Source organism: Budvicia aquatica DSM 5075 = ATCC 35567 (assembly GCF_000427805.1).
Taxonomy (GTDB): domain Bacteria; phylum Pseudomonadota; class Gammaproteobacteria; order Enterobacterales; family Enterobacteriaceae; genus Budvicia; species Budvicia aquatica.
Genome location: NZ_ATYS01000009.1, coordinates 69092 through 87478, shown reverse-complemented (window position 1 = coordinate 87478; position 18387 = coordinate 69092). Strand labels below are relative to the sequence as shown.

17 protein-coding genes and 1 pseudogene are annotated in these 18387 nt (G+C 42.7%); 7 read left to right on the top strand and 11 right to left on the bottom strand.

From position 1 onward, the window contains the following. Positions 1-49: 49 nt before the first annotated feature. The 6 genes from YWE_RS0105565 to YWE_RS0105540 all read right to left on the bottom strand — a co-directional run bounded on the left by YWE_RS0105565 (position 50) and on the right by YWE_RS0105540 (position 7708). Positions 50-553, bottom strand: a complete 504-nt coding sequence (locus YWE_RS0105565; RefSeq protein WP_029093625.1) for a DUF4274 domain-containing protein — start codon at positions 551-553, stop codon at positions 50-52. A gap of 258 nt (positions 554-811) precedes the next feature. Continuing rightward, positions 812-1669 (bottom strand): AraC family transcriptional regulator, encoded by an 858-nt coding sequence (locus YWE_RS0105560; protein WP_029093624.1) that lies wholly within the window; start codon positions 1667-1669, stop codon positions 812-814. Positions 1670-1757: 88 nt separating this feature from the next. Continuing rightward, positions 1758-3359 (bottom strand): UxaA family hydrolase, encoded by a 1602-nt coding sequence (locus YWE_RS0105555; RefSeq protein ID WP_029093623.1) that lies wholly within the window; start codon positions 3357-3359, stop codon positions 1758-1760. 109 nt (positions 3360-3468) lie between these two features. Next, on the bottom strand, positions 3469-4752 hold the full coding sequence (locus YWE_RS0105550; RefSeq protein ID WP_029093622.1) for an MFS transporter: 1284 nt from the start codon (positions 4750-4752) through the stop codon (positions 3469-3471). A gap of 450 nt (positions 4753-5202) precedes the next feature. After that, positions 5203-6270: a GGDEF domain-containing protein gene (locus YWE_RS0105545; protein WP_161628767.1), complete on the bottom strand. Its 1068-nt coding sequence runs from the start codon at positions 6268-6270 to the stop codon at positions 5203-5205. A 955-nt stretch (positions 6271-7225) separates the two neighbouring features. Further along, on the bottom strand, positions 7226-7708 hold the full coding sequence (locus YWE_RS0105540) for an anti-virulence regulator CigR family protein (RefSeq protein WP_029093620.1): 483 nt from the start codon (positions 7706-7708) through the stop codon (positions 7226-7228). A gap of 306 nt (positions 7709-8014) precedes the next feature. Between YWE_RS0105540 and YWE_RS0105535 the strand changes: the two genes are divergently transcribed. Continuing rightward, a complete protein-coding gene (locus YWE_RS0105535; RefSeq protein ID WP_029093619.1) occupies positions 8015-8215 on the top strand; it encodes a hypothetical protein in 201 nt (66 codons plus the stop codon). Positions 8216-8873: 658 nt separating this feature from the next. On the opposite strand, the gene YWE_RS31855 is transcribed toward YWE_RS0105535, so the two are convergent. Continuing rightward, complete coding sequence (locus tag YWE_RS31855) at positions 8874-9089, bottom strand: YceK/YidQ family lipoprotein (protein WP_227659999.1); 216 nt, start codon at positions 9087-9089, stop codon at positions 8874-8876. A 188-nt stretch (positions 9090-9277) separates the two neighbouring features. Then, a pseudogene (locus YWE_RS31355) lies at positions 9278-9385 on the bottom strand (IS630 family transposase); the annotation flags it as partial. Positions 9386-9670: 285 nt separating this feature from the next. Between YWE_RS31355 and YWE_RS0105530 the strand changes: the two are divergent. Both YWE_RS0105530 and YWE_RS0105525 read left to right on the top strand, forming a co-directional pair. Further along, positions 9671-9904 (top strand): hypothetical protein, encoded by a 234-nt coding sequence (locus YWE_RS0105530; RefSeq protein WP_029093618.1) that lies wholly within the window; start codon positions 9671-9673, stop codon positions 9902-9904. A 366-nt stretch (positions 9905-10270) separates the two neighbouring features. Then, entirely contained in the window at positions 10271-10585 is a 315-nt protein-coding gene (locus YWE_RS0105525; protein WP_029093617.1) for a BON domain-containing protein, read from the top strand. 123 nt (positions 10586-10708) lie between these two features. Here the strand turns inward: YWE_RS0105525 and YWE_RS0105520 are convergent, their stop codons facing one another. From YWE_RS0105520 to YWE_RS0105510, 3 genes are all read right to left on the bottom strand, one after another. Further along, on the bottom strand, positions 10709-11011 hold the full coding sequence (locus YWE_RS0105520; protein WP_029093616.1) for a hypothetical protein: 303 nt from the start codon (positions 11009-11011) through the stop codon (positions 10709-10711). A 271-nt stretch (positions 11012-11282) separates the two neighbouring features. Continuing rightward, positions 11283-11576 carry a hypothetical protein gene (locus YWE_RS0105515; RefSeq protein WP_029093615.1) on the bottom strand — a complete coding sequence of 98 codons (294 nt, stop codon included), beginning with the start codon at positions 11574-11576 and terminating at the stop codon, positions 11283-11285. A 269-nt stretch (positions 11577-11845) separates the two neighbouring features. Continuing rightward, complete coding sequence (locus YWE_RS0105510; RefSeq protein ID WP_029093614.1) at positions 11846-12220, bottom strand: SecDF P1 head subdomain-containing protein; 375 nt, start codon at positions 12218-12220, stop codon at positions 11846-11848. Positions 12221-12525: 305 nt separating this feature from the next. Here YWE_RS0105510 and YWE_RS30355 point away from each other — a divergent pair, with 305 nt between their 5' ends. The 4 genes from YWE_RS30355 (at position 12526) to YWE_RS0105485 (ending at position 18378) form a co-directional block, all read left to right on the top strand. Beyond that, the gene (locus YWE_RS30355; protein ID WP_154661405.1) at positions 12526-12675 is read left to right on the top strand and encodes a hypothetical protein; all 150 of its coding nucleotides are present in this window, start codon (positions 12526-12528) and stop codon (positions 12673-12675) included. Positions 12676-12900: 225 nt separating this feature from the next. Next, positions 12901-14331 (top strand): exodeoxyribonuclease I, encoded by a 1431-nt coding sequence (sbcB, locus tag YWE_RS0105500; protein ID WP_029093613.1) that lies wholly within the window; start codon positions 12901-12903, stop codon positions 14329-14331. 153 nt (positions 14332-14484) lie between these two features. After that, entirely contained in the window at positions 14485-15402 is a 918-nt protein-coding gene (rarD, locus tag YWE_RS26720) for an EamA family transporter RarD (protein WP_036015202.1), read from the top strand. Between the two features lie 543 nt (positions 15403-15945). Beyond that, entirely contained in the window at positions 15946-18378 is a 2433-nt protein-coding gene (locus YWE_RS0105485; protein ID WP_051323215.1) for a DMSO/selenate family reductase complex A subunit, read from the top strand. Positions 18379-18387: the final 9 nt, after the last annotated feature.

Sequence of the window (18387 nt, the reverse complement as noted above, 5' to 3'; positions counted from 1 at the left end):
ATCAGAGAGGGTTATCGCTGATATCCGTTTATTCGCTTGCTGATAGATATCAGCTATACAGGGCAAATATCTGTTCGGCGATATCCATCGGTAATCCGTCATCGTATTGGTCATCATCCAGATCGACAAACTCCGTTCCTTCCACTGCGATTAACATCAAGTCAGGAATTGGGCGCTTCACCACTAAGTCAGCATAATCATCAGGCCTTCCGCCCTCTGACTGTAACGGATCAAACCAGATATTATGGCAAGCGTAATAGCCTTCGCTATAGCGTTGTTCAAGCAACTTTAGCTGTTGAAAGGTTTCTCGCTCATAGGACTGCATCTTCTGTTCAGACTCAAACTGAACGTACCACCCGGCACCTAAATACCAATAGATCAGTAACGCCGTTGCCCGATCGAGATTAGGATTATCAATAAGCCAGCGTAGCGGTTGATCATTGCCATCATAGTTTGAGCGAGCAGCGAATAGATGCCACTGTGCCGGCGTTGCCTGTTCCAGATAGCGACGGACAATATCCCACTCCTGCTGTTGTTGATTTATCTGTTCCATATAACAATTTATTTCCTAATGTTTTGATAATATTCAGAGTTTCGCTAATCACATAGGCCGACAGAATGCTGGTCGGGATTGCCAAAGACAAATACCCCCAACTTAGGCCCGAACAATACGGCGGCAAATAAATAACGGATAGCCGTATATTGCGTCGAGTCAGGGCATGACGCAACTTTTACCATCGAGTGACAAACAGAATAAAGCATTGAGGAAAATATACATCAAACGGCGGGAGGCCGAACCCGCGCACGGTCGTTACCCGGCCTTCTCCACCTGCCCGCCGCCTTTTCTGTATTCCCTTGGCGTTTTACCCGTCAGCTGTAGAAATGCGCGGTTAAAGGCTGAGGTGGTATCAAAACCAATATCCTGCCCGATATTAATAATCGGCTGAGGGGTGCTGTGTAATAGCGCACATGCCTTTTGAATGCGTAGCGAAGTGAGATATTTGCTAAAACTTACCCCAACATAAGTATTAAAAAATCGGGTAAAGGTACTGCGCGACATACAAAAATGTTTAGCAACCTCATCAACCAGTAATTTTCGGAAGGCATTTTCGTTGATATAGCGAAGAACCTGCTCTGATTTAAGCTGATTTTTACGAAAGTCAGAGTGATAATCGTAATGTTCAGAGATGATGCTAAAACGGTTATTGACCGAGAGCTGAATCAATAACGTCAGTATATGAATAGCCTGCATCAGGCCGGATTCTGTTTTAATTAACCTGACCAGAAAAGGAAAATAATCGTTATCCTGCCCGTGGAATATCATTCCCTCAATTGCACGGTCCAGTAAGTCACGCAGTTCTTTAGTAATTTCACTGTCAAAAAAGCCGGACACTAAAAAGTCCCGGTTAAAAATCAACGACACCGAATGGTGATTCAGGCTATCTTCCAGAAACTCATGCGGGATCCATGGGCCAAGCAGAATCAAATCCCCTGCTTTATACGCTTTCACGCCGGAACCGTACTGTATGTGCCCCCACCCTGACTCAATATAAACAATTTCGAAATCCCGATGAACGTGCCAGGTTGAACTGAACCGGTGGACAATTGTTTCGAACACCAGACAAGAATTATGCGGGATTTCGCGATTATAGACCTGTATTTTTGGCATGGTTTGCAACTCCATTTTCGCGTCATACATCCGGCTTACGGCCGATAGTCATTGATAGCTATCGGCCGAAGGCTTTAAGCAACAGGGCTTATAACGATGTTTCCCGCTTCCAGAATATAAAATCATATTGAGCTAAGCGGTCGGCTTTAACAATATAGTCGCGTCCGGCAGTCTCAATCACTTTATCAAACAGTTGCTCACCGATGGCATTGATCGCTACACCATCAATAATCGGGCCACAGTCAAAATCAATCATGTCACTCAATTTATTAGCCATCGTCGTATTGGTCGCAATTTTCAATACCGGCACTATCGGATTTCCGGTCGGCGTGCCCAGCCCGGTAGAAAAAATCACTACGTTGGCCCCGGACGCCACCATACCGGTAACCGCTTCAACGTCATTGCCCGGAGTACACAACAAAGACAAACCGCTGTCCGGCATGGGTTCACCGTAATCTAATACGCTGGTAATCGGAGCTGTCCCCGCTTTTTTAGCCGCACCGGTAGACTTGATGGCATCGGTAATTAATCCGTCTTTAATATTACCCGGGCTCGGATTGTCAGCAATCGATGCGCCGCAGGCCTGAGCTTCCACCTCGTAGCGTTGCATCAAATCCACAAACCGCTGTTTATCTTCGCGCTTAAGACAGCGGTCGATCATATTGGCTTCCGCCCCGCACAGCTCAGGAAACTCAGCCAGCACTGAACCGCCACCCAGCGTCACCAAAAGATCGGAAACTACCCCCATCGCCGGATTAGCTGAAATACCGGAAAACCCGTCAGAACCGCCACACTTCACGCCAATCTTTAATGCTGAAACCGGGACCGGCTGCCTGACGAACTTATTGGCATCCTTTAAGTGTTCAAACGTTTCTGCGACTGCCCGCTGCATCATTTCGGCTTCGCTATGCCAGTCCTGCTGGCGATAAATCAGACAGGGTTTATCAAAGTCAGGATTACGCGTATTAAGAGCCTGTTTAAACATTTTAATCTGCGCTTTCTCACACCCCAGGCTGAATACCGTTATGCCGGCCACGTTAGGGTGATCGGCATATGCGGCTAAAATTTTGCACAGTGACTGAGAGTCGACCGTCGTTCCGCCGCATCCGCTGTTATGAGTGATAATACGAATACCATCTAAGTTGGGGAATGGCCGTGGGATAACCGGATCGTGATTTTCACTTAATTGGCCCAGTAGCGAAGCCGTCAGCGATGTCAGGTCGTCTGTTCGATAACCTAACGGCTTCTCTAACGCATCGCGTAATTTTTCTACCGTTCGATTTTCGCAAAAGACTAAGGGAATAATCAGCCAATAGTTAGCAGTACCTATTCGGCCGTCGGCTCTGATTACGCCGTTAAACATTCGCCCCTGCCACTGACTGACATCCGGAGCCTGCCAGTGATATGGCCTGGCTGAATTAACGTCGACCTCTGCGGCATAGTGTTGAATATTTTCTGTCGTAACGGTCTCACCCTTAGCTATTGGTCGGGTTGCTTTCGCTACCGGCACGCCATATAAGCAAAGAATGTCACCTGCCTGAACGTCTCGGCGGGCAAACTTATGTTTAGCCGGCGTCTCTGTCACTAAGGTAAAGCGTTCGTCGTTCCAACTGACCTGCTCTCCCTGATATACATCTTTTAGCGCGACTAACATGTCATCGTCAGGATGAATACATAGTATCTTCTGCATTAATATCTCCTTTCATCACAACAGAGCTTACAGCCTGCCTGTTGCTGCCATAATAAATGCCATAGCCGTTGCTATCGTTGAGTTTGAAACATCTGTATCAGTCGGGTCATTAAGCAGATTTAACCGCCTCTTTAGCCTTAATGGGGCGAACAAAGAATAGAATTGCAGCCGCACCAATAATCGCAATTACGCCGGCAATCACAAAGGTCAGTGGGAATGAGCCACTGCGATCCAGAATATAGCCGGTCACCGTCGGGCAAATAACACCGGCCAGGTTGGCAATAAAGTGGATAAAGCCGCCAACGCTGCCGATGCTTTTTTGAGGAATGGTATCCAGCACCGTCGACCATATACAGGTGCCTGCGTTATATAAGCAGTAAACCGTCAGTGTCATCAGTGCGACCGCCGGATATACGGTAGATATATTACTGGCATAAATAATCCCGGCGGCTGATAGCAGCATTCCGCCGACCACAACGGTCTTGCTGGAGGCCAATGCTTTACCGCTGCGACGGAATAACCAGTCACAAATAAGACCGCCGGTTAATAAGCCTACCGCGCCAAATAGCCACGGAATCGCATTAACAAACCCCATGGTTTTAATATCCAAACCATGTTCACGCACCAAATAGGTCGGAAACCAGGTCAGGAAAAACGACAGCACATAGCTGTAGGCAAAATAACCGGCAGCAGTTGCCCATACGGTCGAACGGGTCAGGTAATAGCTCAGCTTAGGCGCATCAGTCGTCGAAGCTTGGTCACTGGGTTTTTCTTCCAGTCCGGCCTGAATATATTCTAATTCTGCCTGATTAACCTTGGGATGCTCTGCCGGTGTATCTCTGGCAATTCGATACCAGCCATATAGCCATAAAAAACCGAACAACATGATGATGATAAACGCCGCCCGCCAGCCTAAAAAAAGAGCAAAAGATCCGACTATAGGCCCGCATAAGGCACCGCCTAAAGGTTGCCCTGAATTTACAAAACCGGTAGCCGTTGCCGCCTCTTTTCTCGGAAACCAGCTTTTAATGGTTTTATTAATCGTGGTCTGCATCGGCCCTTCGCCCATACCAAATAACACCCGCACCACCACCATAGAAAAGAATCCGGTAACGGCAGCGGTCAGTCCACAAAAAATAGACCAGAGTCCAATGGCGCCGGCCATGGTTTTTCTCGGCCCGAACCGATCGGCACACATACCACCAATAAAGCAGAACAGCGCATAACCAAGAAAAAAACTGCTAAAGACCATCCCCATTTGGGTTTGTGTTAACTGTAAATCTTTTTCAATAAAAGGTGCCATCACTGACAGTGATGCCCGGTCCATGTAGTTAATAATGCCACCGATAAACATAAAGGTAGCCAGTGTCCATCTGATGCGAGTTTTTGCCATGAAAAATCCCCTCAACAACTTGAAATTCCGTTGATATCCGCTTTCCATTATTTTGAAAAAATACGGTGTGATATTTATGACTCTCTCAAAGAGAATATAGGTTTAGACTATTATGTGTTGTCTATTCTCTTTTTTGATTGAGCCCATTATCTTTAGGGATATAAAGCAATACTATGCAAATAAAACTAATTACCGGCTAAATTAGTTCACAATGTTATTTTTTTGAAGTTGAATAACCTGTTGCAGGGTAATTTAATGTGATGTAGATCTCTTTAATTAAATGGCTTATTTCGAGTGAATTAATTCGATGGTTAATTTAACCATAACAAACCTATAGCTTATTATATTTAAATTAGGCAGGCAGGTGCGCTCTATTATCATCTGCCAATGGTCACTTCCCACAGTACAAATACATCGGCTAAATAGAATTTAGTCAGGCTACGGTCTCGATTACGTCAGCGGGACCGGCGAATTACTCTCTGCCTCAAAGTCCTGCTGCTGATAAACCACGACCTGATTTCGCCCCTGATACTTAGCCCGATATAAAGCCATATCGGCTTTGCGATAGAGTTCATTGATGGTTTTACCATCTATTGGCGACCGACTTATGCCAATAGAGATTGTCACTTTTAGCTCCTGTTCATCAGGCAGAATAAACTCCGACGCTTCAATCGCCTGCCGCAGCTCTTCCGCCATTTGATAACTTTGTTCCGGCGTCATTTGCGTTAATATCACTGCAAACTCTTCACCACCTACCCTGAACGGCTCTTGGTTATTATGGCAATGGGTTTTCATTACCGTCGCTAACTGTTTCAAAACCGCATCTCCGCCATCGTGACCATACCGATCGTTAATTGATTTAAACTTATCAACGTCAATAACTAATAGCGTGGTGTCATAAGAGAACTGCAACAGAACCTCGATCTTCTTGGTAAAAATTCTCTTATTCTTTAGGCCCGTTAGAAAATCTATCTCAGCCTGTTCTCGATAAGAATGGAATTGTACCGTTTGCTGGCGAAGATCCTTCATAAATATAAATACAATCACTAATGCTATTGTAGAAGAAACCGTCATAATTAAAATAAATTTTAATGCGACTATTTTATCATTTGAAAAGAACAATAGGTAATTAATACATATACATAACATTGTTATAATGCTAAATATAATACCCCGCACCTTAATCACTCTGGATACATATTTATCACTAAAATAAAGTATCAGACCCAACATTAAATAGGTTAGAGATACGCTTATGGCGGTAGCGCTCAGGCCAAACTGTAAGCGCGCAACGGCAATAATGATACAGGCAATCAGCGCAGGTAACCCGCCAACGTAACAGGAGATAATAATAAGCGGTACATGGCGAAAATCGAGTATGATTTGGTCACTAATCGGGGCTGGCACCGCCGATAACATCAAAATATAACCCAGTAACCCGGTGGTTATCCCTAACTGAACTTTTTTACCCACCGATAGCGTTGGACTCAGTGGCTCATGGGTCAGTTTCGTGATCAAATAAAATCCGGTGATCATGATACAGATATTACTCATAATGCCATGAAATAGCATATTTCCAACGCCTCTGGAATCATAATTTATTTATATCAGTTTTATTCGGCAATATAGAATATATCGCTAAGTATGTAAAGTTATCTTATTCGTCTTAAACATAAATCTTCATTATGTAACAAGGTAAAAAGCAACGGTATCATCGAAATTTAAACCCTATTTATCATTACACTGAATGCAATCACTTTAAATAGATCACACACAACCAATATGTTGTATTTTTTAAAACATCAAAACCTACGTTTAACAAATCACAGCTAATCTATGGCAATAATCATAAGGATTATATCGTAAGATTGACTTTAGGTTGTAAAAAAACCACTCACGACTGGCATTAACCGACTTGTCATCTATGCTTGTGTTGTAGGTACTGGCGACACCATACCTGCAATCATTATGTAATTTTTGCCCCACTCGCTGGGGCTTTTTTATGGCTGCTGAATGCCATGACTGACCAGATGCCCCCATTCTCGAAGAGAAAAACCATCTCACCGCCGCCTAGACCAGCCACTAATACCCACAGCAGTTTGTATCAATAAGTTGCCACCGTTGGAACATAATTAAAGATTAAAATTGCCTTAAAGTGTGTTTTACATACTGGAATTGATTTAAATCATAAACTATAACTTTTAGTAAGTATTTATGGAGGTGTTCAAGGTGATGAAATTTAGTAAGTTTGAAAAGGTATTTGTCACATTCATCTGCCTTTCCTTATGCCTAAGCGTTATATTCGGTGCTTTTATTATTACTGAATATGTTCGTTTTTGATGAATGATAAAAAGAAAAAACCGCCTTACCATGGCGGCTTTAACCGTATGCTCGACCTATTATCCCACCATTAATATTCAATTGGTTGCAACACAATTTTTTCTGCTCATAAGATATATAGCAATCAATGGCATCAATTAAATACGCTGTGCAAAACCGTATTCACAATCAGAGTGGTCGCAGCGACAAGAACTAAATCATCACCGACCATGTACCAGTCATATCCCGAATAATGTGGTAATCCACTCAGCATATTTGCAGGAACTCGTTTTTTGGCAATTCCGGGAGGTAATGGCTTTCCTCGGGCGAGGTTTTTGGCAATGCCTGGCGGTAGAGACTGGTAACCGGTTAAACCATAGCTTACCGCTAAGCCTCTGGCCTGATCTACCGAAAGAGTAATACTTATCGGGCTACCGTCAGAAGGGTTATTTTTGGTATCTGAATTGCCCTTATTGGAGTTACCCTTATTGGCTTTCCCTTTATTCCCTTGCTGCTTGTGGTTATTGCCATCTTGATGACCTTTTCCATTACCGCCCGGATCGGCCATAGCCGGAGATAAGAACATCATAAACGACACTATGACGGCAGATACCCCAGCGGTTAGTTTTTTGTTCATATTTAAGAATCTCATCGGCCCAAACTCTCTATCAATATAGATCATTTCTATTATTTGAGCACGGTAATGAACGCCATCGTTATCGGGTCAGAGGCTAACCCTGACGTTATGCGAATAGAGCCGCTAACAAGGATTTAACTAACAAATCAATACCTATATTAACGCTTAGTCATTGATTTTTAGACATCTTAATCACCTCAATGACATATCCCCTCGTCGCTAATGAACAATATCGCTTAAACCAGTGGCGAGTTAAATAAAAGGATCTAAAATGTTAATACATAGTTAAATTCAGGGGTACCACAGATGAGTACATCAATTTCAACCATCACGCTAATCATTAGTATGGCCGCAATATCTGGTTTAGCCGTCAGTGAGATAGCAAACAAAAGAATAATATTAAATTTTAAACAGTTAAGCCTTAACCTACCTCCCGTTCAAACAACAAATAAGCAGCTAAATGATCTATCAACGCTTCAGCGTGAGAACAAAACAACAGGCATGTGAACTGACCTATAAGTTCACCCTGTTATGGCTTAATACTTAACGCAAATATCACCACAGCCCCGAATCGGCTGCTGCTCATTATGGCTTGCTGTACATCCCATTAAAATAAGTACCAATACCAATATGATAGATTTCATCTTCTATTTCCCTATAAAGTGACAGAATAGCCATGTCAAACCACTCAACTAATGAACATCATAATCGCGATAGCCGCCGATTTGTTTTGCTTATCATCCCATTTCACTTTCCTTCAGTCGTAAAAAAGACCACCGAAGTGACCTGACTAAATTAAAGTGTGGTGTCTTGTTAAGCCGATACTCGCCATTAATTAGAAGCATTACCCCAACAATTTGTGTGATTAACTGCAGTGATATATATAAAGTCGCCCTCAGTCATATTTGGGTTTATGCTGCCAAACGGGACTTTTACCATCTCGGTTATCTCTGATTTTGATAATGTATTACTCATTTCATTATATAAACAGGTGCAATTCTCTTTTGTTCCCGACTCAAATATTTTCTGGGCATCTAAGCAATAAGCAACAACCTTCTCTTCCATCGAGTCAGTACAGGCAAATAGAGAAAAAGAAAAAAATACAATTAATATCCGTTTTATCACCATAGCCTCTAATGGCCATTCAGCTACAATTTACGCTAGGTTAGTTATTATTGGAATCTATTGCATAAATAATGCCATCGACAGGTAATAAGACGGTATCTAAGACAAACGAAAATGGAAGATCAATCATAATCAATGGAGAAATCAAAGAGTCCTTATTGCTCAACTCATCAAGATCGCTCCTTACGCCTGTATATGCATATGTGTAACGACCATTGTTGCTCGACCTCTCAAACACGCTTACGCAGCCTGACATGATGAAAGCAAGCAATAATATTGATAACAGCTTTTGTAGTTTCATTTAATTATGATTTAAATTATTTTTAAAATTAATTAGTTATGTACTATATCTCTATTTAAAATCTTAAACTAGCGATCGGTTTTTGTATAGTGAGCTGTGTCAGATGTTAAATAACAGATGTTAAATAGCTGATGCTAATATCGCTACACTTTAGCCAGTCCATGCTTCCTGCCGGGAAATGGGCTTACCGTTTTCATCAAGCAGCCCATTTTGCTCAGTAACTGCCACATCGGACGACCACAATGATTTCGGAGATAAAAAAGTCTAACCGGCGCTGAACTATGTGATGCAGGTCAATATAGAAAGCACAAAATGATCAACATTTATTTAACAATTGATCAATATTTAGCCTTCATAAAAATAATGAACAAACCCTGTGTCCGATCCTTTCCCCTTGGTCATCCTACCCGTTGATTGAGGGGATTTTTTTGCCGGTTATGGTGATTGAAAATATTGGCTTGTCTTTTTCCTGAGTGTTTTATGCACAAAAAAACCACTTATTGTGATATAATCAACGGCCCATTCAGGAGCTCCTAATGAAATCCTCTGATACGTTAGATTGGTACCCTTCCCTATTACCCAACGTTAAATTAATACTCGGAAAAGCGGTTGTTGCTGTAGGTCGGCAAGGGCGGGCTATAAACACCAGAACGCTAATTGAGTACCTGTATGTTGTTCAAAAAAGAAAGATGAAACCGGACGATAGGGTCGCCTTAAAAACAGCGATATCCGTGCTCAATGATAATCAACTTAAACACGGGCACATCTAATTTTAACGCCAGCTCCGGGTATAAATGAATGTTGCATGCCGGATAAAAGCAATGGATTGGCTTAGAATATAGAGTATCTGCAACTAATTAGCCACTTCACCTACCTTTAACCATTAAGTTGGATAATTAGTTTGCATTACTCGCAGATTGGCGGAGTATTGAGCTATCAACATAATCCTAATTCTTGTGTTGATGCATAATTTGCTAATTTTTGCTTTCCCTCATTACTATTTTTGAGGGCTTTTTTTTTAAACGCTTAATAACTCATAAGCACCAAATACTTTCCATTCTTAATTCAATGAGTTTTAACCTATTGAATTTTTAAACCTCATTAACCGTATTAACCTCACTGGCAAGGAAATGACTATGAATAAAATATATCAATATCTTGGCGCGTCTATATTAGCAATCGCCCTGATTTCTATCGTTGGCTGTGCGCCAACCCAGAAGCAAGAAGGCACTGGTGAATATTTTGATGATACGTTAATCACAACAAAAGTGAAAACTGCAATATTCAACGTCCCGGTGTTGAAATCATCTGAAATTAGTGTGGAAACATTTAAAGGCGTTGTTCAATTAAGCGGCTTTGTCAGTTCGGTGGATGCATCTTATCAAGCAGTAAGTGCCGCATCAGCAGTCGGCGGTGTGAAGGCTGTAAAAAATGATATGCAAATCAAATAACGTCACTATCAATCAAATATAGACCTGTTATATGCCCTCGATAGCCGAGGGCTTAGTCCTTTTTATTCACTTCCTGCCACAATTTAGCAGTACCAGCACTGCCCTGCACTACAGAGCGGTAAGTTATAAATAATAGGGCGTAGATTCAGCTATATCTTTAAACTCATTGACTAGCTCATCGGAATCAACGTTAGGAACGCATACATCATCCCTACTCTTCGCTTCTTCACAACCTCTTACTCGATATCCAGATTTGTAGGCAATGGTTATAAAGAATTTGATATTTGTTACGCAGAGCTTTATATCCGTAGCACCGGACTGCTTGCAAGCATCAACCATGGTTTTAGCCAGTCCATCTAACTCAGTTTCAGCCACAGTCCCAAAGCTGGCTAATCCCATCGCAATACCCAGTATTAACTTTTTCATCTTACGTCCTTATATGTATGTTGGATGGATATCAGCCGTTGTAGCGATTAAATCAATGATATAACGGTCACGGTGACAGTTTGATATCGGGTTTAAATATGGGTTGATAAAAATACCGAGATTCTTGCAGGCTTCTGTGTCACTTACGCTATTAGCGCTAATGGCATAACAGCTATCAACAGCGGTACCGGTAACCCTTTAGTCACACCAAGATTATCATTATCAAGCAGAATGGCTAGTGAGGCCCAGAGGCTAACGGTGAAGGGAGACGTTAGTAAGAATTAAAGTGCTTGATGTCTTCCATCCTATCTTTGTCATTTTTCAATCGAATACACCCCTCTTTTTGTTTATTTTCTTTCTTCGCACATAAGCTATCCGTATAGCCAATTTCGTAAGCCATCTGAGTGAGTTTTTTAAGCGTTAATATGCATTGCTGTTTATCTGATTCCTTAGATGACGCCGCGTTGCAATAGCTATCAATACGGCCGGTAACTGTTTTATCTTTATCCGCTGTAGCGCTAAAACTAGCCAGCACCAATACCCCTCCCAACATCACCTTTTTCATCTTGTACCCTCATATGTGCGTTGGATGGATATTATCATAAGGAAAATAAATGACTAACTGTGACTATTCAAAATTAAACGACTTTAGAGTATCAGCTAATCGTCGCCAATAACCTTATTGCCGCCCCCCTCTTTTCTTTAGATATCCCATCACCTTTAATAAGGTTTTTTCTACTTATTCTAAGGTGATGGAATCATAAGTTTCAAATCGTGACTATGGATTTTTAGACTAATATCACAGGCACATTATTATCATTCTTGAGAATTTCGTTATCGAACAACCAGGCAATGACTTAATAATTCTTTGCTGTGTAAAAGTTCATCGGCGTTTCCGGCAGTAATCATAAAATTACTCCCCAATTCAGCGTATATGTTAGCCGTGGAAATAACCTTATCTTTATAAGAGAAAACAACTTTCTTTCCCATGTTTTCTTGAGAAAACGTCTTCATTTTCTCACCTTCTTCATCGCTAAACTTTATAGATAAAAAGGCAAATCCAGATTGATCAACGCCGGCATCAGTAGAGATTAGATTTTTGCACTCAATATTAATCTTATTATCTCCAGCAGCCATCGTTAAAAACTCATCCTGCTCATTAGAGCATGCCACTAAAAAAGGAATTACCAAAAAAGACAGATACTTCATAGATACATCATCCCTAACTAATTGAAATATTAAAATATCTTATATCACTAATCAGAGAGTTATCAACACTATTGCGCCTTCGGCGCGGTTTTTAATACCGTAGGATTTATGGGAACACATCAATTGCTGATGTTGATATCTATTGCAAAAAATTGAGTAAGGCCTTTGAAAAAGCTCTATCTATCAAAAAAAGATCGATGAATGCCCATACTCTCAGTTCGTTATTTTTAATCATTAAAACTGTGCTGCATACAACAAAAATAGCAACCTTTTAGTTAAATATAAACATCACAAGGCTAAAAAATATGAAAGAAACTATCGAGTACATCACTAATTATTTAGCTTACGATAACCTTTATCGGGACCTTACGCCGGACTTAGCGCAACAGCTAGCTAACGATCTGGTGCGTGATATCCAAGCCGGGGCGGTACCTAATCTGGAGTTTAAAGAATGATACCCACCGACGAGTAAAAACAGGAAATATTGGACGTTATGAAGGGATAATCTTTGCAGTTTGCTTTTCAGCGCTACCGATATTGGAATGTTATAATCCCTTTTGGTGTTATCCTTACGGGCAGGCAATGACCATCCGTAAGCTCTAGATTGAATCAACGCAAGAATAACATTAACTTGTTAATATTTAAGTATAAATTAATACAACGAAAAACAGACAATTATAATGACCAACAAACGCGCTCAACCTACATTCTACGTTCATGATTACGAAACTTTTGGTATTAGTCCGTCTTATGACCGGCCGGCTCAGTTCGCCGGCGTACGGACCGATAGCGATTTTAACGTTATTGCCGAACCCTTGGTCATCTATTGTAAACCTGCCGATGACTACCTGCCGGAACCTGATGCAGTGATGATCACCGGTATTACACCGCAGGAAGCGTTGCGTAAAGGGGTGAATGAAGCCGAGTTCGCCCGCCAAATTCATCAAGACTTTAGTACTGCGGAAACCTGTATTCTGGGCTATAACAATATTCGTTTCGATGACGAAGTCAGCCGGAATATTTTTTACCGGAACTTTTACGATCCATATGCCTACTGTTGGCAAAATAATAACTCACGTTGGGATCTTCTGGACGTGATGCGAGCCTGCTATGCCCTGCGCCCAGAGGGTATTCAGTGGCCATTAAATGATGAAGGCTTGCCCAGCTTTAAACTTGAACATTTAACCAAAGCTAACGGCGTTGAACACCTTCAGGCCCACGATGCGATGTCTGATGTTTATGCCACTATCGCTATGGCTAAGCTGGTTAAACAGGCTCAGCCAAAGCTTTTCGATTATCTGTATCAGCTACGTAATAAGCGCAAAGTCGCTGCGCTGATTGATATTCCTGAAATGACGCCTTTGGTTCACGTTTCCGGCATGTTTGGTGCCCTGCGTGGCAATACCAGTTGGGTGGCACCTTTGGCATGGCACCCTGACAATAACAACGCCGTTATTATGTGCGATCTGGCCGGTGATATGACTCCGCTGCTGGAACTGGATGCCGATACGCTACGCCAACACCTTTATACTCGGCGAGATGATTTACCTGATGGGGCATCGCCGGTTCCTTTAAAGCTGGTACACACTAATAAGTGCCCGGTGCTGGCTCCGGCAAAAACGCTGTTAAAAGAAAACGCCGAGCGACTGGGAATCGATCGTGAACGCTGTCTGGCTAACCTTCAATTATTGCGCCAACGTCCGGACATCAGAGAAAAGGTGGTAGCCATATTTGCTAATGCCGCCCCCTTCACACCGCCAACGGATGTCGACGGTCGCTTATACGATGGCTTCTTTAGCGACGCTGACCGGGCAGCAATGAAGATAATTCAACAAACTCGCCCCGAAAATCTGCCGGCCCTAAGCCTGACCTTTAACGATAACCGTTTAGAAACGTTATTGTTCCGCTTTCGTGCCCGCAATTATCCGTCGACCTTGGATGATAGTGAACAACGTCGCTGGCTGGCCCACCGTCAGGAAAAACTCAGCCCTGAACGCATTCAACAATATGTATTAAAGATTGAACAATTGGCTGAAATTAACCGTGAAGATGCTGAAAAACTGGCCCTGCTTAAACAGCTGTTTAAATACGCTGAAGAGCTAGTGGGCTGATGTTGGCTGTTTCTTAACACAGGGCCATAGATCAATCGTTGATTTAAAAACCGTTGTTATATGGCCGGACTTGATATCGCTCCCAACATAGAAGAGTTATCTGTAGTACTATGCCCTTATCGGTTCATGACATAAGTTCAGAGCAAAATAGAAATGAAGTCTCGTTCAGGACCGGCGCTTGCTATATTTTCCTTTATTCTTTGGGGCATTACTCCGCTGTTTTACCGGCTACTGCCCGACGCCAATCCCCTTGAGTTATTAGCTCAGCGCGTTTTCTGGTCGTTGCCATTATTACTGTTGATTCGCCCATTGATTAAACAACGCACCCTGTGGCGAAGCGTTTGGCAAGATAAGCGTTCACTGTTTTATTGTCTGCTGGCCACATCCATTATGGCGGTATCGTGGTGCACCTTTACCTATGCTATTACCCATAATCAGGTGCTGGCGGCCAGTTTGGGTTACTTTATTAACCCGCTATTCTCTATTCTGCTGGGGATGATTTTTCTGCACGAAAGGCTGAGTCTCACTCAGAAGCTGGCGGTCATATTTGCCTTTGCCGGCGTCGGCTACCAGCTTTGGCAATATGGCGAATTACCGGTGCTGGCATTAGTTATGGGCGGTGCCTTTTCCCTGTACGGTCTGGCACGTAAATTTATCAATTTTGACATTATCACTGCATTGACCGTCGAAACACTTTGGCTCTTTCCTGTTGCTATCGGACTAATGATTTGGCTGCCGGCTAACCACGCCAGCGCCCTGACCGATGCCGATATCACCACCAAAATTTATTATGCTTTAACGGCACCGGTTACTTTGCTTCCACTATTGTTCTTCGCTGCCGCGATTAAACGTACCACTTTAACAATTGTCGGGCTGTCCCAATACATCGAACCTACCCTGCAGTTTATTCTGGCAATATTTTTGTTTGGTGAGGCGTTTGACAGCGTCAAGGGCGTCAGCTTTTCATTGATCTGGATAGGATTATTGTTTTGTATGTGGGGCTTATTTCACGGCTGGATTAACCAACGTAAAAAACTCAACCATTCAGTCAAGTATGTACAGAACGAGTAACCCATCTTATGCTGATTTTTACTTTTCCATTCAGTTGGCGAAAGTTAAATCATTCTGAATAATATAAGAACAGTCATTGGAATAGTTAAAGGTGTTTGATAAGTAGATAGAAACATTATTAATGCGCAATGATAATAGTTAACTGCCATTAATTTAACTTTAATTAATTATATACCTGGTGTATTACGCTGTTGTTTAATAGCCAACATTTTAACAGTTAACTCATTGTTTATAAATCTTAACTGACTATCACAGATATTTTTAACATTATTATATTAAAATTCAACATTTCCCTGCTGACCATCATCATACCGTTGATTTATATTCAGGGTAACGGCCCGTATTTATTCTCCTTTGATCGTCATCAATATAATCATAATCAAAAAGAAGTAATTTCATTACTGATGATTCAACTTTGTTTAGGTTTATTTATTGTTAAATTTAAACTTCACGTGTTTACCCCACCTGAAATATTAAAGATCGCTATTTATTAAAATTAGAAAAATCCACAAACCAATTATTTCAATTTTGTGAGCAACCCATATGTCAAAAACGATTGATGACTTACTCGTTAGGGATATTTCCCGACGATCGCTATTGAAAAATAGTGTTAAAACCGGAGTGGCCATTACCGCGGTCAGCTCTGCAACCTTACCTTTTGTTTCTGTTCAGGCTGAACCTACGGTTGCCGGTACCCCTGGTGCAAAAGAGACCGTGCGCCATAGTGCTTGCTTGGTGAACTGCGGTAGCCGATGTGCACTGAAGGTTATTGTAAAAGATGACACTATTGTGCGCATTGAGCCTGAAGATTGCAAAAATGACGACGTTTTTGGTGAACACCAGATCCGCCCTTGCTTACGCGGGCGCGCCAGCCGCTGGCGGGTATATAGCCCGGATCGCTTAAAGTACCCGCTACAGCGCGTTGGTAAACGCGGTGAAGGTAAATTTAAACGAATCAGTTGGCAAGAAGCCTCATCGATTATCGCTAAAGAGCTAACCCGTATTACTGAAAAATACGGTAATGAATCTATCTATTATAACTACCAATCAGGGGCTTATTACCACACTCAGGGCACCAATGCCTGGAAGCGGTTATTGAACCTGAACGGCGGTTTTCTAAAATATTACAATACCTACTCTACGGCACAAATCAGCGTAGCAACTCCCTATACTCAGGGTACCTACGTAGCCAGCCATTTTGATCAGGTCAAAAACTCCGATCTGGTGGTCTTTTTTGGTATGAATTTATCAGAAACCAGAATGTCTGGTGGCGGTCAGGTTGAAGAATTACGCAGGGCGCTGGAGCAATCTCAGGCCAAAGTCATCATTATCGATCCCCGCTATACCGACTCGGTTATTGGCGAACATGCTGAATGGTTAGCGATAAAACCAACCACCGATGGTGCTCTGGTTGCCGGTATTGTCCATACGCTGATTAATGAAAACCTACTGGATGAAGCGATGATTAATCGCTATTGCGTCGGTTTTGACAGCCAGACGCTGCCGGAATCAGCCCCGGCGAATGCCGGATATAAAGACTATATTCTGGGTCTTGGTGATGATAAAACTGAAAAGACGCCGGAATGGGCGGCCAAAGTCACCGGCTTACCTGCCGTTCGCATTCGCCAGTTAGCGCGTGAAATTGCCAACGCGAAAGCCTGTTATATTGCTCAGGGCTGGGGCCCGCAACGCCATGCAAACGGCGAACAGACCGTGCGTGCCATTCAGTTACTGCCTTCATTGACCGGCCACTTTGGCCGACCGGGAACAAATACCGGTAACTGGCCTTATGCTACCAGCTACGGCGTCCCTAAACTGCCTGAGGGTACCAACCCGATTAAAACTGCGATTCCGTGTTATTTATGGACCACCGCGATTGATACTCCTGAAACTATCACCCCGACTAAGCTGGGTTTACGCGATGCCGATAAGCTGAAGACTGGCATTAAATTTATGCTGAATCAGGCCGGTAATGCCTTGCTAAATCAGCATGGCGACGTTAACCGGACTAAAGAAATTCTGGCCGATGAGTCTAAATGTGAGTTCATTCTGGTGATTGATAACCATATGACGCCTAGCGCTCGTTTTGCTGATATTTTATTACCTGAAACCAGCTATCTGGAAGCTAACGACCTCGTCGATAACTCTTATGCCTCCGGCTCCCACAACTATATGATTGCGATTCAGCCGGTAGTGACACCGATGTGGGAAGTGCGCAGCACTTACGATATGTGTGCTGATATCGCCGAAAACTTAGGTAAGCGTCAGGAATTTACTCAAGGCCTAACGCAAATGCAGTGGATCGAAAAGAACTACGCAGAAGTCAAAAGCAAACGCACCTACCTGCCTGAGTGGAGCGTGGCGAAAGATATGGGCGTTATTGATCAGCAAATTGCGACTGAAAAACAGAGTATTGCCTTGGCCGATTTCCGTCGTGATCCTGATGCTAATCCGATAAAAACTCCGTCAGGAAAAGTTGAAATCTATTCTGCCCGTTTGGCTGATATTGCCAGCAAGTGGGAATTAGACAGTGATGAAAAAATCACGGCGATACCGGAGTTCTGCCCGTCTTGGGAGTCTCATTTGGATACCAAAGCATTAGAGAAGTATCCTCTACAAATGATCGGCTTCCATACCAAAGGCCGTACTCACTCAACCTATCACCCCATTGCGCAGCTGCGTGAAGCCGTGCCTGATGAAATCTGGATCAACCCGATAGATGCGGCAGCACGAGGCATTCAGTCTCGCGATCGCATTCAGGTGCGTAACGATCGCGGCATCATTGAGATTCATGCAAAAGTCACTAACCGGATTGCTCCCGGCGTCGTTGCCGTACCTCAAGGTGCATGGACCCAAAGTAATAACGAAGGTGTCGATATCGGCGGATGTATTAATACGCTGACAACGCTGCGCACATCTCCGTTAGCTAAGGGTAATCCGCAACACACCAATCTGGTCGAAATTAAAAGAATATAAAGGAACATA